Annotated in this window: 17 protein-coding genes; 13 read left to right on the forward strand and 4 right to left on the reverse strand. The window is 47.7% G+C overall.

Annotation, left to right across the window (positions count from 1 at the left end; all coding sequences use genetic code 11):
- Positions 1-108 precede the first annotated feature (108 nt).
- The gene (locus BTA51_RS19020) at positions 109-1,662 is read right to left on the reverse strand and encodes a VWA domain-containing protein (RefSeq protein WP_094710150.1); all 1,554 of its coding nucleotides are present in this window, start codon (positions 1,660-1,662) and stop codon (positions 109-111) included.
- A 147-nt stretch (positions 1,663-1,809) separates the two neighbouring features.
- On the opposite strand from BTA51_RS19020, the gene BTA51_RS19025 reads away from it, so the two are divergent.
- The 7 genes from BTA51_RS19025 (at position 1,810) to BTA51_RS19055 (ending at position 6,193) form a co-directional block, all read left to right on the forward strand.
- On the forward strand, positions 1,810-2,664 hold the full coding sequence (locus BTA51_RS19025) for a hypothetical protein (protein WP_094710152.1): 855 nt from the start codon (positions 1,810-1,812) through the stop codon (positions 2,662-2,664).
- A 9-nt stretch (positions 2,665-2,673) separates the two neighbouring features.
- Positions 2,674-2,889, forward strand: a complete 216-nt coding sequence (locus tag BTA51_RS19030) for a hypothetical protein (protein WP_094710154.1) — start codon at positions 2,674-2,676, stop codon at positions 2,887-2,889.
- Positions 2,890-3,033: 144 nt separating this feature from the next.
- Complete coding sequence (locus BTA51_RS19035) at positions 3,034-3,612, forward strand: TetR/AcrR family transcriptional regulator (protein WP_094710370.1); 579 nt, start codon at positions 3,034-3,036, stop codon at positions 3,610-3,612.
- Between the two features lie 87 nt (positions 3,613-3,699).
- Positions 3,700-3,987 (forward strand): YciI family protein, encoded by a 288-nt coding sequence (locus BTA51_RS19040; protein WP_094710156.1) that lies wholly within the window; start codon positions 3,700-3,702, stop codon positions 3,985-3,987.
- A gap of 39 nt (positions 3,988-4,026) precedes the next feature.
- Complete coding sequence (locus tag BTA51_RS19045) at positions 4,027-4,641, forward strand: DNA-3-methyladenine glycosylase I (RefSeq protein WP_094710158.1); 615 nt, start codon at positions 4,027-4,029, stop codon at positions 4,639-4,641.
- Between the two features lie 197 nt (positions 4,642-4,838).
- Positions 4,839-5,264 carry a hypothetical protein gene (locus BTA51_RS19050; protein ID WP_094710160.1) on the forward strand — a complete coding sequence of 142 codons (426 nt, stop codon included), beginning with the start codon at positions 4,839-4,841 and terminating at the stop codon, positions 5,262-5,264.
- Between the two features lie 119 nt (positions 5,265-5,383).
- Positions 5,384-6,193, forward strand: coding sequence for a hypothetical protein (locus BTA51_RS19055; RefSeq protein ID WP_094710162.1), 810 nt, complete (start codon positions 5,384-5,386; stop codon positions 6,191-6,193).
- Between the two features lie 50 nt (positions 6,194-6,243).
- On the opposite strand, the gene BTA51_RS19060 is transcribed toward BTA51_RS19055, so the two are convergent.
- Entirely contained in the window at positions 6,244-7,278 is a 1,035-nt protein-coding gene (locus BTA51_RS19060) for a hypothetical protein (protein WP_094710164.1), read from the reverse strand.
- A gap of 292 nt (positions 7,279-7,570) precedes the next feature.
- On the opposite strand from BTA51_RS19060, the gene BTA51_RS19065 reads away from it, so the two are divergent.
- The 4 genes from BTA51_RS19065 (at position 7,571) to BTA51_RS19080 (ending at position 11,367) form a co-directional block, all read left to right on the forward strand.
- Entirely contained in the window at positions 7,571-7,993 is a 423-nt protein-coding gene (locus BTA51_RS19065) for an organic hydroperoxide resistance protein (protein WP_094710166.1), read from the forward strand.
- A 338-nt stretch (positions 7,994-8,331) separates the two neighbouring features.
- Positions 8,332-8,781, forward strand: a complete 450-nt coding sequence (locus BTA51_RS19070; RefSeq protein ID WP_094710168.1) for a MarR family winged helix-turn-helix transcriptional regulator — start codon at positions 8,332-8,334, stop codon at positions 8,779-8,781.
- 170 nt (positions 8,782-8,951) lie between these two features.
- Positions 8,952-9,626 carry a hypothetical protein gene (locus BTA51_RS19075; protein ID WP_094710170.1) on the forward strand — a complete coding sequence of 225 codons (675 nt, stop codon included), beginning with the start codon at positions 8,952-8,954 and terminating at the stop codon, positions 9,624-9,626.
- A gap of 325 nt (positions 9,627-9,951) precedes the next feature.
- Positions 9,952-11,367 (forward strand): DEAD/DEAH box helicase, encoded by a 1,416-nt coding sequence (locus BTA51_RS19080; protein ID WP_094710172.1) that lies wholly within the window; start codon positions 9,952-9,954, stop codon positions 11,365-11,367.
- Positions 11,368-11,443: 76 nt separating this feature from the next.
- Here BTA51_RS19080 and BTA51_RS19085 read toward each other — a convergent pair whose 3' ends face one another.
- Positions 11,444-11,923: an Lrp/AsnC family transcriptional regulator gene (locus BTA51_RS19085; RefSeq protein WP_094710174.1), complete on the reverse strand. Its 480-nt coding sequence runs from the start codon at positions 11,921-11,923 to the stop codon at positions 11,444-11,446.
- Between the two features lie 124 nt (positions 11,924-12,047).
- Here BTA51_RS19085 and BTA51_RS19090 point away from each other — a divergent pair, with 124 nt between their 5' ends.
- Positions 12,048-13,247 (forward strand): methionine gamma-lyase, encoded by a 1,200-nt coding sequence (locus BTA51_RS19090; protein WP_094710176.1) that lies wholly within the window; start codon positions 12,048-12,050, stop codon positions 13,245-13,247.
- A gap of 135 nt (positions 13,248-13,382) precedes the next feature.
- On the opposite strand, the gene BTA51_RS19095 is transcribed toward BTA51_RS19090, so the two are convergent.
- Positions 13,383-14,399 carry an NAD(P)-dependent alcohol dehydrogenase gene (locus BTA51_RS19095; protein WP_094710178.1) on the reverse strand — a complete coding sequence of 339 codons (1,017 nt, stop codon included), beginning with the start codon at positions 14,397-14,399 and terminating at the stop codon, positions 13,383-13,385.
- A 112-nt stretch (positions 14,400-14,511) separates the two neighbouring features.
- Between BTA51_RS19095 and BTA51_RS19100 the strand changes: the two genes are divergently transcribed.
- Positions 14,512-15,417 (forward strand): LysR family transcriptional regulator, encoded by a 906-nt coding sequence (locus BTA51_RS19100; RefSeq protein ID WP_094710180.1) that lies wholly within the window; start codon positions 14,512-14,514, stop codon positions 15,415-15,417.
- The last annotated feature ends 266 nt before the right edge of the window (positions 15,418-15,683 follow it).

Raw genomic sequence — 15,683 nt, forward strand, 5'->3', positions numbered from 1 at the left:
AAACACGAGGTGCTTGATGGCTGACGATACCCCTCTGGGTTGAGGGGCATTCTAAGTTGATAAAGCTCTTATGAAGTTTATAAAAGGCCTATAAAGTTAATAAGGGCCCTATAAAGACGACTGTTGCTGGGATAGGGTCTCCGCAGATTTGATAAGAGACATAAATTCCCGGCGGTATCCAAATTTATCCTGCCCAAGAGCGCCAGAGGCAAGTGCGTGAATACTTGCATAGGGCATATCTGCTATCTGACTATGACCAAGCTTTTGGCCGAATGCAGCAACGGCGGCGCTAAACCTGAAATCGTCACTCATGTCATATAGTTTGTTTTTGATGTCCTGCGTCAAAATAGGGTGTTTGACGAGTTGACTGTGATCCCCGTCGGGAAGCTTGTAGCGAAGTTTGAGGTAAGCCAATTCTCCATGGTCATTTTGTCTTTCATTTGTGGGGTGGGCTGTCTGATAGCGCAACGGATCAATGCTTGGATTGTCACTGTCTGACAAGCGAATCTCATAGATAGCGGTTACAGTGTGCCCTGCGCCAATGTCCCCTGCATCAACCTTGTCGTTATTGAAGTCCGCTCTGTTCAACAAACGATTCTCGTACCCGATAAGCCGGTACTCGTTAACTACTTCGGGATTAAATTCGATCTGAATTTTCACGTCCTTTGCAATCGTCATCAGAGTCGAGTTTGCCTGGTCCACCAGTACCCGGCGCGCCTCGCTGTAATTATCAATGTAGGCATAATTGCCATTCCCGATATCTGCCAGTTGCTCCATCAGATGGTCGTTGTAGTTGCCTAGACCGAAACCTAGTGTCGTCAGACTGATGCCTCTTTCTCTATTGGCCTCAACCAGACTTTTAAGCTGGTTGGTATCGGTAATACCAACATTCAGGTCGCCATCGGTACATAGAATTATTCGGTTGATACCTCCCTCAATGTAGGCTTTCTGAGCAAGCGAATAGGCAAGCTGAATACCTTCACCACCGTTCGTTGAGCCTCCAGCTTCCAGTTGATCCAGGGCTTCGATGATTCTTGATTTTTGGTATGCGAAGGTGGGGGGCAGAATGACTCCAGCTGCACCGGCATAGACGACGATAGATATCTGATCGTCAGGCCTCAATTGATAGGTTAATGAGGTTAGTGCTTGTTTAACCAGATCGAGGCGATCCTCTCCTTGCATTGAGCCGGATACGTCGATAAGGAAAACTAGATTTGAATTCCCGACTTCCTCAGGAGGTACTTCATATCCTTTGATGCCAATTTGCAGAAGTTGGGTGTTCTGATCCCAGGGAGTTGGTCCGATTTCCGTCGACACACTAAAAGGTACTTTGGAGGATTGAGGGGGGAGGTAGTCATAGTCAAAGTAGTTAATAAATTCTTCAACTCGAACGGCTTCTGGTGGGGGTAAATTTCCCATTGAAAGCATGCGTCGGGCAATACTATATGACCCGGTATCTACATCAATGCTAAAGGTGGAAACGGGCTCTCGTTTTGTCAGCTTGATATTGTTTTTGGGTAAGGCAATGAACTTGTCCTGGCTATCAGTGTCCTGGGGGGCGAAAGCTTCATTGTTGCCTGGATAGTTCTGATAAACATAGGGGGCGGAGCAGGCAGACAATCCTATCGTAAATATGCAAAGGCAGAATAGAGTGCTTCTCATAGTCTAGATCCTTTATTGTGTCGTTAAAGGCCGATGATGTGGGGCTTAGTGTATTTGGGGAGAAAAGTCGCTAGAATCCCAATTTTTCAAGAAAATTGGTCTTGACAAGCCTTGTGTTTTGAGTAGTGAAAGAGTCGGTTGGTAACAGTGCCCACAACCTTTAATAAAATTCATCGCCTTAAGAATCTTTGGACGTGGGAAACGTTCATCGAGCAATATGGTGTCGGGCCGGACATCAAAACGCTGAAAACGGCTTATCGATATCCTCACCATAAACCTTCCAGACATACTGTCGCCTTGGTAGACAAGCTTCACGACAGAGAATTTCCCGGTCCTTTTCCTGCTGAAGTCGACGGCTTGATGGACATATATGAGAGTTTTATCCGGTCAGACAAGAAGAAGGACTATGGAAGTGAAATTCAAAAGTTGGAATCCTATATCTCTTTCGAAATCGAAAGGGGCCGCTCCCAACTCCCGTTAAGGGATGCCCGCTTCTATTGGTTATTGGGGGATATCTGCTTTGACCGTATTCCGGCCTATCGGAATGTGGATGAACTCGATCGCCTTAAGGCGCGGGCGATTGCGCATTATCAGCAGGCATTGGCAATTATTGAATGTGAAACGGAACTGAGCGAATTGGTTAAATACAAAGCCAGGCAAAATATTCTCGCCTGCCATTTGAATGCGGCTAAGCGAAAAGGCTCCTGGGTCGAAGATAAAGAAACGCTGGATTATTTTGAGCAATCGGATTTTTTGGGTAAAACCAAAGAAGTTTTGTCACTGGAGCCGTTTAACTGGAATATTGCTCGCAATGGTTTGCGTTTTGCCTCTATGTTGCATGATCAGCTCAATGTTCGTTATTTTTATAATCAATTGATCAACGTCAGCAAACTATTTCAGAACCTGGACTATGAGCCCTATGAAACACCGGCATTAAGCCGGAGTAGCGATTTTCAGTGGGCCATAGAAAATGTACTGATGCCCTCAACGCCTGGGAATTGAGCGAAACCGATGTATAAATTTCTGAGACTGATCGCCGCCGCGCTGTTATGCCTACAGCTCATTTCCTGTGCCTCAGAACAGAGTCCCGAGTCTGAACAACCTTCCGAACAGAAGGAAGGTGTCACCATTTCACCACAAGATGTATGTCGCCACTTCCCTGAGCATGTCGACTGTAAAGACCAGCCTGCATCTGAAGATGACGATGACATGAAGAGATTGCGCTAAAGCCGCATTTGTTTGCTGTACTTCTATTCCCTCAGGTATGCGAATCAATTTATTGACAACTTAGGACGACTGTCCTATTTTTGAGATCGGATTAGGATGGTTGTCCTAAAATATAATGCCAACTTTGATCTCAAAGGTAGCTTCATGAGTGATAAAACAACCCGGGCCAATATTGTCGAAGCTGCAGATCAGTTGTTTTATCGACAGGGATTTGAACATACCTCGTTCTCGAACATTGCCAATGTGGTGAAAATCTCCCGTGGTAATTTTTATCACCACTTCAAATCCAAAGATGAAATTCTTGCTGCGGTGATCGATTTCCGGTTGGAGAAAACCCGGAAGATGTTAGATCAGTGGGAAATGGACGGAGAGAGCCCTGAAGATCGAATCCGGAGTTTTATTCATATCCTGATCGTCAATCGGGACCCGATTATGAAGCACGGTTGTCCGGTTGGAACATTGTGTTCAGAACTCGCAAAGCTTAACCATGCCTCTCAGGCCGAAGCCAGTAAGCTGTTTACGTTGTTTCGTGAATGGTTAAGCAGGCAGTTTGTGCAGCTCGGACTTGAAGAAGAGGCCGATCTGTTGGCGATGCATATTCTTGCCCGTAGCCAGGGGGTCGCTACCTTGGCGAATGCATTTGGAGATGAAGCCTTTGTGGAGGCTGAGGTCAAGCAGATGTGTGACTGGCTTCAGACGCAGATAACTCGCACTGTTAAATAAGCAGAAAACGTATGTGAAGCCGTATAATCCACACGGCTGATTCTCTTATTTCCCATTTTCAGTCAATTGAATTTCAAGGAGAACCAAATGTTTATCGTGTTGCTCAAATTCTCAGAGAATAAGTCTATGGCCAGGGAATTCATGGAGGGGCATAACGAATGGATCCGACGCGGTATGGATGATGGCGTGTTCCTGGTTGTGGGGAGTCTGCAGCCAAACCAAGGGGGAGGAATTGTTGCCCACAATACCTCTATGGAGGAGCTTCAGAACCGGGTAAATGATGATCCGTTTGTGGCTGAGCGGGTGGTGTCTGCGGAAATTCTTGAAATTACACCGGGAAAGGTAGATCCGCGCTTGAGCTTTTTGCTTGATTAAATTCTCGCACATTCAACCGTTTCAGCTTAAGGAAAAACAATGAATACAACCATCGAATGCAGTGATGGACATACCCGATGCCGCTGGTGTGCTGCTGTCCCGGAGTTCTTGGAATATCACGATAAGGAGTGGGGATTTCCGGTGGCGGATGATCAGCGATTATTTGAAAAACTTTGCCTGGAGGGATTTCAGTCCGGGCTGAGCTGGCGCACGATTTTAGCCAAACGCGAGAACTTCCGCGCTGCATTTTGTCGCTTTGATTTCAATGAAGTGGCTGAATTTACTGATAGAGATGTCGAACGGCTAATGCAGGATGAGGGCATTGTCCGGCATCGGGGTAAAATTGAAGCAGTCGTCAATAATGCCAAGCGTGCGCAAGAGATGGTAAGCAGTCGAGGTTCTCTGGCAGCTTATTTCTGGCGTTACGAGCCAACAGAGAGTCAGTTGGCAGAACCTCAAACAGCTTCAACTTCAGAAGTATCTATCGCACTGTCCAAAGACCTGAAGAAACTGGGATGGAAGTTTGTTGGCCCTACAACCGTCTATGCATTCATGCAGGCTATGGGACTGATCAACGACCATGCTGAGGGATGCATTGTCCGAAGCAGGGCAGAGGAAGTTCGCCATATTTTCAAGCGGCCAGGAAGCTGCTAATGAACTGTTATCTAAAGCCTTTCCTGGAGAGTGATCGATAAGGTAAATATTTCACAAAGTTCCTTCGCAAAATTTCACAGCTGCACAGGTTACCAATTTTTAACATGGAGCCTGAAACCGAGGTAGTCGGTTCGATGAGGAAAAGCGGGGCTGTCACAGCTCGCAAAACAACACTCACATACAACAAGGATATAGCTATGAAATTTGCAAAACTTCTCTCGATCGTGTCTCTGGTCGCCAGTATCATGCTGGCAACTTCAGCCTATGCTCTTCCACCTTCCAATGTGTCCGGGCTGGTGGGAACCTGGTACAACATTAACGCCAGTACATCCGGTATTGTCAAAGTTGAAGTGACAAGCACGATATTCGGCCTGACCTTCAAATCCTATGGCGCTTGTTCACCGAGCCCCTGTGTTCATACGACAGTGCTGGCGTACCCTCACAGTGCTGGTGTGTCGTCTAATACGGCCATAGGGTTTACTGCCTATCGCAATAGCGGGTTCAAATATGCCCGGTTCTTCGGTAAGCGTACCGGCAGTTATCTTCGTCTTGACCAGTTCAGTACTTTTGCATCAGGCGATTCTCGGAAAGACTACACCACTACAGAGTACTTCAAACGTTAATAACTCAATTTAGGATGCCTAGGGCTGTTCACACTATAGGCATCCTAGTTTCTAATGGGTAGATATCCTGTTTTTTTGATGGATAGTTATCCTGTTTCTATTGAAAAGGAGTTTGCAGAATGGCTCGCTCTTTGATCAAACCCATGCTCTTTGTGATGCTGTTGCCCATCGGATATCTCGCTGGACAAGCTGGTTTCACCAACATCTTCAATTCGCCGGAGACAGGAGTTCATCGCCCAGATTATGTTGTCCGACAAAGTCCCACACCGATGGTCAGCGATCTGTCTGCGAACACCCCTGTCGAACGACCTGACAGGGAGGCAGTGGATATTCGCCGATTGCTCTCGGATGCAGATAGGGAGGTTCGTCTGCAGGCTCTGTTTTGGGTATGGCGACATCAATTGAAGGAGCAATATGAGCATGAAATCGATTTCCTGACAGCCGATTCAGATTCTCAGATCAAATCCTTGGCTCTCTGGGTACTGGGAAAAGAGCATCGTGTTGAATCCACCGCTTCATCATCTCCAGGTACTGCCCTCGCACCTCATACTACTCCTGCTATCGAGAGTGAAGATCCTGATGAGCAAGTCCGGCAACTACTGGTTGAGGACGATTACAATTTTCAGCAAGTGAATGAGCAAATAGGGAATGAACAGGATTTGCTGGAACCACTGTATCAACTCGAAGCAAAGCAACAGCAGGAATATATTGAGGGGCTGGTCGTCTCCGAAGAAGATGCTGCCGTATTGGCCTTGAATGAGCTGATCGTTGATCCTGATCCAAAACTTCAAAAAGCGGCTATAGACGGATTACTCGCCAAGCTGGAAATGCGCACAGGGCACTATTCCTTGATCAGCCAGATGCTGGAGAAGAACGTAGTATTTTTGAATGATGATCAACGTGAGAAGCTGGGAGAGATTACTCAGTAACCTCTCCCAGCGGTTTATGCCATGTCTGAAATGAACCCGAGGGAAGAGGGCTAATATGAGTGACGGATAATTTTAATTCCCTCGTTTTGATGGTTCCAATCTATGTGGATAATTTGTCTTTCAGTACTATCCCATACCAGCGATTCCAGCGCTGAAAAGTCTACGCTGTCCATCTTGAACAATTTATTCTCAGCTTCTGAATAGAGGTAATTTTCGTCAAGCAATTTGTCGAGAGACCCCTCTTTGAAACGAAAGAAGTTCAGCCCAAAAACCGTGTCTTTATCATCGGAGAAAATACGCTCTACCGCTATAGAAGCTTCCGGAAAAGCGTTGGGTAATCTTATTGGCTGGGACTGGCCTGTTTGTGCATCAAACCGAATAGCGACAGTGCGGCTTTCATCGGCAAAATTTGCGGCAGCAATAAGTTGATGCTCCCCCGTAGGTAGAATATCCAATGCCGCGTAAGAGGCTTTGGAGAATCGCTCTTTAGCAGACGTCACAAAGTCTGTGTAATCGGAGCGTTCAGAAAGTTGAGTCAAGGGGGTCATATCTGACAGTGAATAGATTGTGCCACTCAAGAAAAGCAGCCCTGTCGAAGAATTTATCAATGCTTCCCGAAAAGGAGCGATTGAGGGTCCATAAGCAATACTGGTGCTGTCGGAACAGGGTGGGGTGGTGGAAACCTTACAGTAGGAAATACCGTTTGCGGATCTCAAGTCAATGAGATAGTCATCATATAGTTCCGTATACAGGAAACCATCAGCCTTGGGATGGTCGGTATCGATGATTTTTTTCCACCGATCTTTAGCCTGGTTCAACGGAATCCAACTCTCGTCTTTCGCAACCTCCAGCCGATATAGCGCAGTGCTTAAAGTTTTATGGCTGCATCCGTGGGCACCTACTTCACATTCCCTCTTCACTTCTTCTTGACTGATCAACAAGTCAAAGCCATTCGAGGTCAGTCTTGCAAATTCTATATCGTAGTAAGTGTCGTACTGAATCGACGAACAACTGCTAATCGTTGGAAGGGCAATGACAAATAGTGCGGAAACAAAAAGCTTCCTTAAGTCTGCAAGTACTGCCATAGGTTGTGCTCACGCCCCAAGAGTCAAATAGATCTTTATAGATTATAGATGGAAGGATGTCACGATTTAGTCTCTCTCCATACAATACAGATGGTAAATCAGACAAACTAGATTTTAGACCTATCGCAATAGTCCTGTCCCCGTATCCCATTGATATCTAAAAATTATAGCTAAACCTGATTTAAGTTATAGCGATATTTAATTGCGCGATAATTATTATTGCGATAACTTTATTTCAAGTCATTTATGACTATCGAAATTTGAAAACTATAGAGAATATACAGGAGCAACTATGAATATCGTCTACAAAGCACAAGCGACTTCAACGGGCGGTCGGGATGGACGTTCAACCACGTCTGACGGACGTCTCGATGTCAAGTTGAGCACCCCCAAAGAACTTGGAGGAGCTGGTGGCGAAGGGACAAACCCAGAGCAGTTATTTGCAGCCGGTTACTCTGCCTGTTTTATCGGCGCACTCAAATATGTGGCGGTGCAGGACAAAATCAGGCTGCCAAACGAACCTAATGTAACCTCCTATGTCGGGATTGGTGCAAATCCTGCCGGTGTAGGTTTTGCGATTGATGTTGATCTGCATATTGAAATTCAGGGATTGGAAAAAGAAGTATTGGAGTCTCTGGTTGAAAAGGCACATCAGGTTTGTCCTTATTCAAATGCTACCCGCGGTAACGTACGAGTAGGTTTGGTACTTAACTAATCGTCATGGGTAGCGGGAGAGGATAGATTGGCCTGATACAAGCCATTGGTCATATAGTCTTCCAAAGCTACCCTCCTGACACCTTCAGCATTCCTGTATCAGACCAGGCGGGCAAGAAAATTCAAACTGAGTCTATAGATATCTGAACGGGGTCAGAAATGAGCCCGTTTTTGAGTCTTCTATTCACTGGGCTCAACGGCTCCAGGCTTTAAGGAGAACTCGACAAAAGGTAGAATCGCTTATTTATCACACCAATAATTATCGCACGATGAACGTGGCTATTCTGTCAGATTGCCAGGATTATACGGTCAGCTCATCAGGATAAAGTAGAGGGATATATGGCCAAGCCTTCCAATCAATTATCAATCGACTCCCAATTGTGCTTTTCCCTGTACTCCACGTCCCTTGCGATGACCCAGGTTTATAAGCCCTTACTCGAACCTATGGGGCTGACTTATCCCCAATACCTGGTCATGTTGATACTTTGGGAAAATGATGGGCTCGGCCTGAAACAGGTGGCCGACAAACTGGGCCAGAAACCAGGTGCATTAACTCCAGTGATCAAACGGATGGAAGCGGATGGGTTTCTTCACCGGGTGCGCAATAAAGGTGATGAGAGGAGTATCAGTATTACGCTCACAGAACATGGCCGCAAGTTGCAGAAAGATGCGAAGCGAATCAACCAGTGCATATTTGAAAGCTGTGGCTTAAAGCTTTCTGAACTGGAAGAGCTTCGTGAGAAATTGGGGGGATTGCGACAAAAATTGCGTGGTCAGTATGAATTATAGATATGTGAAAAACGAATACTTAATGCGCCAGGATTATTATAAGTTTTTACATATTTGTAACTGATTGTCCTATACAATGCGCCCCGTCCCCGATTTTCAATTCTTACGAAGTTGGATTCTTCGAAAATCACTTTCTTTAAAGTCTGAATCAAGAAGGAGTAAAGAAGTACATGATCAGACGCAGCATTGAAGGCAAAAGATTTAGCCGCGTTATTTCCACCATTATTGCCCTTTCAGTCATTGCCCTCAGCTCTATAAAGGCGAACGCTACACTCATTCAGGTTGATTTTGAGGCACTTGCAGACGGGCACAATGTGGATGCCTCCCTGGTGTTTGATATCGCAGCGCCTGGAAACACTTCAGGAAATTGGTCCTACTATCAACAGGCATTGGTAAGCCTGGATTTGAGTGTGGATGGCCATTCCACTGATGCATTTAAAGAGCATTCGGTCAGCGTCCTTGATGATGAATATATGGATGGACGACCGGCTTCAGACTCAGTATGGGCGAGTACTGAATTTAACCCCGGTGTTTTTAACTCCTTCACATTTTCATTGCTCACTTATGATGTTAGTAAATTCAATGACACGGTTCTGAGAGCATCAACTTTTGACTACAACCAATATGAATTCATGCACATTGGTATTGGCCTGGATTTGGATCCCACGGATGGAATCTCAGAAGTTACGGAGTCGTATGAGTGGGAACAGGATGATCTTGTCTCCTATTCAGTTCTGGTACTTAATGACGTAAACCAAGTTCCCGTTCCTGCTTCCTTATCCTTCCTGCTCCTCGGCATTTTAGGTATTGGGGCCAGAAATCGTCTCCTGAACCGTCGGTCGTAAACGATAGATAAGAAATAAGAGATATAGAGATATCCATTATCTGGAGTTGGATAGACCTCTATGGCCTGATGCCCGGTGGAGTTTGTGAGAAAGCTTACACAAACTCCACCGGGCTTTAACAAAGCTACGAATGCATCAGGAAAAATCATGTCTACTGATATTGCTAAGACAGACTATTCCTCTACCTAATCTCTACTCGTGTGTTCTTATCGTTGTGCATAAGATGCTCAAAAAATCACCAAATTGATGGCGTCAGTACGCCGAATCCTGTAAGCTGCACCGCCGCATGTCGGGCTTACCCCCTATTTTAAGAGATTCTCCATTTATGAGTTTTGCTGCATTGGGTTTATCGGACCCAATAGTCCGTGCTGTATCCGAACAGGGATATGAAACCCCTTCACCCATCCAGGCCCAAGCCATCCCTGCCATTATCCGAGGAAGGGACGTCATGGCGGCTGCCCAGACCGGCACCGGCAAAACAGCAGGTTTCACTCTGCCGCTGCTGGAGCGATTGTCACAGGGTAATCGGTCCCGGGGGAACCAGGTCCGGGCGCTGGTCCTTACACCAACTCGAGAACTGGCAGCTCAGGTCGGAGAAAGCGTTTCTCAGTACGGCGCATTTCTGTCGCTGCGTTCCGCAGTCGTATTCGGTGGAGTGAGCATTAATCCACAGATGATGAAGCTGCGCCGTGGGGTGGATATTCTGGTGGCCACTCCAGGTCGCCTGCTGGATCTTTATAATCAAAATGCGGTGAAGTTTGATCAGCTTGAAGTATTGGTGCTCGACGAGGCCGATCGCATGCTGGATATGGGCTTCATTCATGATATTCGGCGCATTCTGACGTTATTGCCCAAGCACCGTCAGAATCTGATGTTCTCTGCCACCTTTTCCGATGAGATTCGTACACTGGCCAAAGGGCTGGTGAATGATCCCGTTGAGGTTTCAGTTACTCCCCGTAACTCTACGGCAAAAGCCGTGAAGCAATGGATTTGTCCGGTTGATAAGAGTAAGAAGCCTGCATTATTGACGCACCTGATTAACAAACATCAGTGGCATCAGGTCCTGGTCTTTTCCCGTACCAAACATGGGGCGGATCGTCTCGCCCGATACCTTATCGCCAAAGACATTACCGCGGCGGCGATCCATGGCAATAAAAGTCAGGGAGCCCGTACCCGAGCGCTGGCTGATTTCAAGAGTGGCAGCATCCGGATTCTGGTGGCCACAGATATTGCTGCCCGTGGGCTGGATATCGATCAGCTACCGCAGGTAGTGAATGTAGACCTCCCCAATGTCCCTGAAGATTATGTGCACCGGATCGGGCGTACTGGACGGGCGGGAGCCAGTGGACAGGCTATTTCACTTGTCAGTCACGATGAGCACAAACAGCTGCAGGATATTGAGAATGTGATTCGCCAGCTGTTGACTCGGCGGTACGAGGATGGATTTGAGCCGCTGCATGATATTCCGGAAACAAAGCTCAATAGCAAGCCGGCTAAACCCAAGAAGCCCAAAAAACCGAAAGCACCAAAAGCCGAGCATAAGGATGGACAGCGTTCCGCAGGGAAACCCTCTGGCAAATCTTCCAGCGGGAAGTCTCAAGGCAAACGCTCGGATGAGAATTCCGGCGGTCGTCGTTCCAGATCCAATGCCGGCGGTAATCGCTCCGGAGCCCAGGGTAAGCCTCGTCGGCAAAGGTCTGGAGGCAAAGGGCAGGGATCAGGTCAGACGAAGAACCAGTAACCTGTCGTTTGGTGGTTCATGGCCTTCTTGTTCAAGACCCGCTTATTCAGGATCTGGCTATCCAAGACCTCGTTGTTCATGATTCTCTGGCGGGGACAGGAATTACCCTTGATTGCTTGACTGACTTGTACGAAAAGCTCGAATAGATCTCTTTAACGCCCGGCAAACTTTGCAAAGTTTCCCGGGCGAACTCCCCAAAGGATTCAAGGTCCTTTGCCAGGACTTCCAGCAGAAAGTCATAGCGCCCGGAAACGTTATGGCATGCGACGATTTCCGGTATCTCCAATAACTTGTTTTCAAAGTCTCTGGCCAAGTCCTTGGTATGGGAGTCAATCATCACGCTGACGAAGGCTGTGACGCCGTATCCCAGTTTCTGGGGGGAGAGAACCGCCTGATAACCGGTAATGGCTCCACTTTCCTCCAGCATTTTAATACGCCTCCAGCAGGGTGAGGTGGTCAGCGAAACTTGATCGGCGAGTTCGGCAACGGTAAGGCGGGCATTGTTTTGGAGGGCTGTCAGAAGTGCTTTATCAGTGCGATCCAGTTGCGGGGGCATAAATTACCTCAAATAATACTGTATTTATAATGATCATCTAAAAAATGCTCTATAGAGTGGCATGTTTAGAAAAAATGCGCGTGCTTTTTAGTATAGGCTAAATAAAAAGCACTGGAGAGTTGCCATGGAGCATAATGATAAGAATCTTGGTTTTTCTACCCGCGCCATTCACCATGCCTACAATGCATCGGAGAATCATGGCGCCCTGGTACCGCCGATTTGTCTGACATCTACGTTTACTTTTCCTTCCGCAGAATATGGCGCAGCCTGCTTCGCAGGAGAAGAGAGCGGCCACTTCTATACCCGCATTTCAAACCCGACTTTGGCACTTCTTGAGGCCCGTATGGCTTCACTGGAAGGTGGGGAAGCTGCTATTGCTTTCGGTTCCGGAATGGGGGCTATCACGGCAACCCTATGGACATTGCTGCGTCCAGGGGACGAAATTATCGTGGATCAGACTCTCTATGGATGCACGTTTGCGTTTCTACATCACGGAATCGCTGAATTCGGTGTCAAAGTACGTCATGTGGATCTCGCCAATATTTCCGCATTAAGGGACGCAATTACACCGGCAACCCGGGTGATTTACTTTGAATCACCGGCTAATCCCAGCATGTCTCTGGTTGATATCAAAGCCGTGGCAGGGGTTACACATGATTATGAGAACATCACTGTGGTGGCGGACAACACCTACTGCACGCCCTATCTGCAGCGCCCGATTGAATTGGGAGCCGATGTGGTGGTTCACTCCGCAACCAAATATCTGAGTGGTCATGGCGACATCACCGCAGGTATTGCGGTGACCAGTAAGGAAATCGCTGAACGGATTCGCTTGGTAGGACTGAAAGACCTGACAGGAGCTGTGATGTCTCCTCAGGATGCATTCTTACTTATGCGTGGTATGAAGACGCTGTCTTTACGAATGGATCGCCACTGCAGTAATGCCCAGGTGGTCGCGGAAATGCTTGAGATGCACCCTGAAGTGGAGTGTGTCAGCTATCCTGGTCTCGCCTCTTTTCCCCAGTTTGAATTAGCTTCTCACCAGATGAAACTGCCGGGCGGGATGATTGCATTTGAGCTTAAGGGGGGAATAAACGCCGGCCGCCGGTTCATGAATGCGTTAAGCCTTTTTAGTCGTGCAGTCAGCCTTGGTGATGCAGAGTCATTGGCTCAACATCCTGCCAGTATGACCCACTCTACTTATACTCCTGAAGAACGTGCGCAGCATGGGATATCTGAAGGCTTGATACGCTTGTCTGTCGGACTTGAGGATATTGATGATCTCCTGGCTGACTTATCCCAGGCATTGGAATCAGTCTCTTAATTCGCTTCAAGTCTTTATAGGGTGCCTCTAAAAGAGCTTTTTTGAAGGGCTCTTTGGGGGCCCCTCAAAAGTTTCTTCATAGAATCTGGTTACAGACGCATGTTGAAACGAAAGTGCACCAGAACTCTTGCCGTACTAATCGAGTTTGATCACCACTTTTCCAAAATGTTTTCCGGCGGCCATGTATTCGTAGGCCTGTGGCACCTGATCAAAGCTGAAAACTTCATCGATAACCGGTTTGATATTGTTGATTTCCGTAAACCGACTGAGGGACTCCAGCATCGCACGGCTACCTACGAAAATCCCCTTCGCTTGTTTAGCTCCGAAAAGGAGAGATATTGGATCAAGTGTGCCGGTAAATCCGCTGACTCCTCCGATGATGGCCATGGTGCCGCCAGTACCCGTTGCCGTTAATGAACGCTGGACGGTTTCTTTGCCGCCGACTTCCAGCACGAGATCGACGCCTTTCCCTTGAGTCAGGTCGAGGACTGCTTCTTGCCACTCCGGTTGATCGATGTAGTTGATGGTCGCGTCAGCTCCCAGAGTGCGGGCTTGTTCCAGCTTGGCATTGCTGGATGAGGTGATAAATACCTTATGACCAGCAGCTTTGGCCAGCAGTAAAGCCATAATGGAAACGCCACCGGTACCCAGCACGAGGACTGTCGAGCCGGGTTGAAGTTTGGTGCTCTCGAATATGGAATTCCAGGCGGTGACTCCTGCGCAGGGCAGCGTTGAGGCACTGATATAGTCCAGGTGCGATGGGATTTTTACCAGGCCGGATTCGGGCAATGCAATTTCCTCCCGCAGAACTCCGTCGCTATCCCCTCCATAACACCGGGTTACTTTATCGAGGGTTAACTCTCCTTCCAGCCAGTCTGGGAAAAAGGATGCCATTACTCTGTCGCCGGTTTGGAATCGCGTGACGGAAGACCCGACTGCAATCACTTCACCGGCAAAGTCTGAAGCCGGGATAATGCCATGGTCGGCCTTAGCCGGATATATCCCCTGGGTGATCATCAGGTCTCTGTAATTCAGTGAGACCGCACGAATACGCACTTTTACCTCATGGGAATCCAGATCTGTAATGTCTGGTTTGGAGATCAGTGTCAATCCGTCGATTTGTTTGCCGTGATGCACCTGGAAAGCTCGCATGGAAAACTCCTGTGAAAATTATTAAGGAGCCTGTAGTCTATTGGTTCCATTTGTTTTTTAGTGCTGATGTTTTTTATTAAGTCTGTATCCATTTTGGAATCAATAGTTGGCGATGAATGATCGATTGGAGGATATAGGTGTGTTCGCCCAAGTGGTGGAGGCCGGTAACTTTGCCGCAGCAGCAGAAAAGCTGCATTTAACCCGTTCTGCTGTCGGTAAAGTGATTGCCCGGCTGGAACACAGGCTTGGCGTCAGGCTGTTTCAGAGGACAACACGACAGCAGAATCTGACGGAAGCCGGGCAGGTGTATTATGAGCATAGCTTGAGAATTCTGGCAGAAATGAAATTGGCAGAAGCGGCTCTGGATAATGGTCGCAGCACGCCAAGCGGGAAGCTTCGGGTCAGCGTACCGATTTTGTTCGGACGCCTGCATATCGCACCGCTACTTACTGGGTTGGTATGTGCACACAGTGAGATGAGTCTGGAAGTGTCTTTCAGTGATCATACGGTCGATCTGGTACAGGAAGGGTATGATTTAGCGGTGCGGATTGGCCCTCTGGCAGACTCGCCGTCCCTTGTGGCTCGTCGGATTGGGACACAGCGAATGGCTATATGTGGGTCACCTAAATATTTTGCCAAGTACGGCAGGCCAGAGACCTTTCAGGATCTGGTCGATCACGTGGGAATTATCTACAGCCGACCGGGTATGAATAAGCAATGGCTGGTGAAAGACCCACAGCAGCAACTGCAAAGCATTTCAATTCCTCCCCGCATTTTCCTTGATGACGTACAGGCCATAGCTGATGCCGCACTGGCCGGTCTTGGACTGGCCTGGCTGCCATGCTGGTTGGTCGCTCATCACTTTGGGGATGGCAGCCTACAGCGTGCGTTTGGCGAATTTCACGTGATTGAATCTGGAATACATGCTATCTGGCCCAAAGCGAGTTATATGCCGCTTAAGACCCGCGTTGCAATTGACCGATTAGTGCAAAATGCCGGCGAGTGGGGAAACATCTGATTATAGCCGGAAAGAATATCCCGGCTTTTGGATAGGCTGAAGCCTGCTTGTCATCTGCTTGACAAGAATGGGGCCGGAAACTTAACTGGAATTCACAAGGATAGTTTTCACGAGAGAAAATGGAATTTCTACAAGAAGGCCCCCTGGGAATGCCTGATTTCCCGGCTGTAGGAGAGCACCCTTGTAACGTATGGGGGGAAACCTGCGCTCACTCCTTAAGAATCAAGCAGTTTCACCATTCTGGATGAGCTGGCTGGTTCCCTCCT

The sequence above is a fragment of the Hahella sp. CCB-MM4 genome (genome assembly GCF_002260525.1).
Classification (GTDB): domain Bacteria; phylum Pseudomonadota; class Gammaproteobacteria; order Pseudomonadales; family Oleiphilaceae; genus Hahella.

Coding starts and splice junctions, on each gene's coding strand:
- BTA51_RS19020 (WP_094710150.1), bottom strand. CDS start 1,662: ATGAGAAGCACTCTATTCTGCCTTTGCATATTTACGATAGGATTGTCT.
- BTA51_RS19030 (WP_094710154.1), top strand. CDS start 2,674: ATGTATAAATTTCTGAGACTGATCGCCGCCGCGCTGTTATGCCTACAG.
- BTA51_RS19035 (WP_094710370.1), top strand. CDS start 3,034: ATGAGTGATAAAACAACCCGGGCCAATATTGTCGAAGCTGCAGATCAG.
- BTA51_RS19040 (WP_094710156.1), top strand. CDS start 3,700: ATGTTTATCGTGTTGCTCAAATTCTCAGAGAATAAGTCTATGGCCAGG.
- BTA51_RS19045 (WP_094710158.1), top strand. CDS start 4,027: ATGAATACAACCATCGAATGCAGTGATGGACATACCCGATGCCGCTGG.
- BTA51_RS19050 (WP_094710160.1), top strand. CDS start 4,839: ATGAAATTTGCAAAACTTCTCTCGATCGTGTCTCTGGTCGCCAGTATC.
- BTA51_RS19055 (WP_094710162.1), top strand. CDS start 5,384: ATGGCTCGCTCTTTGATCAAACCCATGCTCTTTGTGATGCTGTTGCCC.
- BTA51_RS19060 (WP_094710164.1), bottom strand. CDS start 7,278: ATGGCAGTACTTGCAGACTTAAGGAAGCTTTTTGTTTCCGCACTATTT.
- BTA51_RS19065 (WP_094710166.1), top strand. CDS start 7,571: ATGAATATCGTCTACAAAGCACAAGCGACTTCAACGGGCGGTCGGGAT.
- BTA51_RS19070 (WP_094710168.1), top strand. CDS start 8,332: ATGGCCAAGCCTTCCAATCAATTATCAATCGACTCCCAATTGTGCTTT.
- BTA51_RS19075 (WP_094710170.1), top strand. CDS start 8,952: ATGATCAGACGCAGCATTGAAGGCAAAAGATTTAGCCGCGTTATTTCC.
- BTA51_RS19080 (WP_094710172.1), top strand. CDS start 9,952: ATGAGTTTTGCTGCATTGGGTTTATCGGACCCAATAGTCCGTGCTGTA.
- BTA51_RS19085 (WP_094710174.1), bottom strand. CDS start 11,923: ATGCCCCCGCAACTGGATCGCACTGATAAAGCACTTCTGACAGCCCTC.
- BTA51_RS19090 (WP_094710176.1), top strand. CDS start 12,048: ATGGAGCATAATGATAAGAATCTTGGTTTTTCTACCCGCGCCATTCAC.
- BTA51_RS19095 (WP_094710178.1), bottom strand. CDS start 14,399: ATGCGAGCTTTCCAGGTGCATCACGGCAAACAAATCGACGGATTGACA.
- BTA51_RS19100 (WP_094710180.1), top strand. CDS start 14,512: ATGAATGATCGATTGGAGGATATAGGTGTGTTCGCCCAAGTGGTGGAG.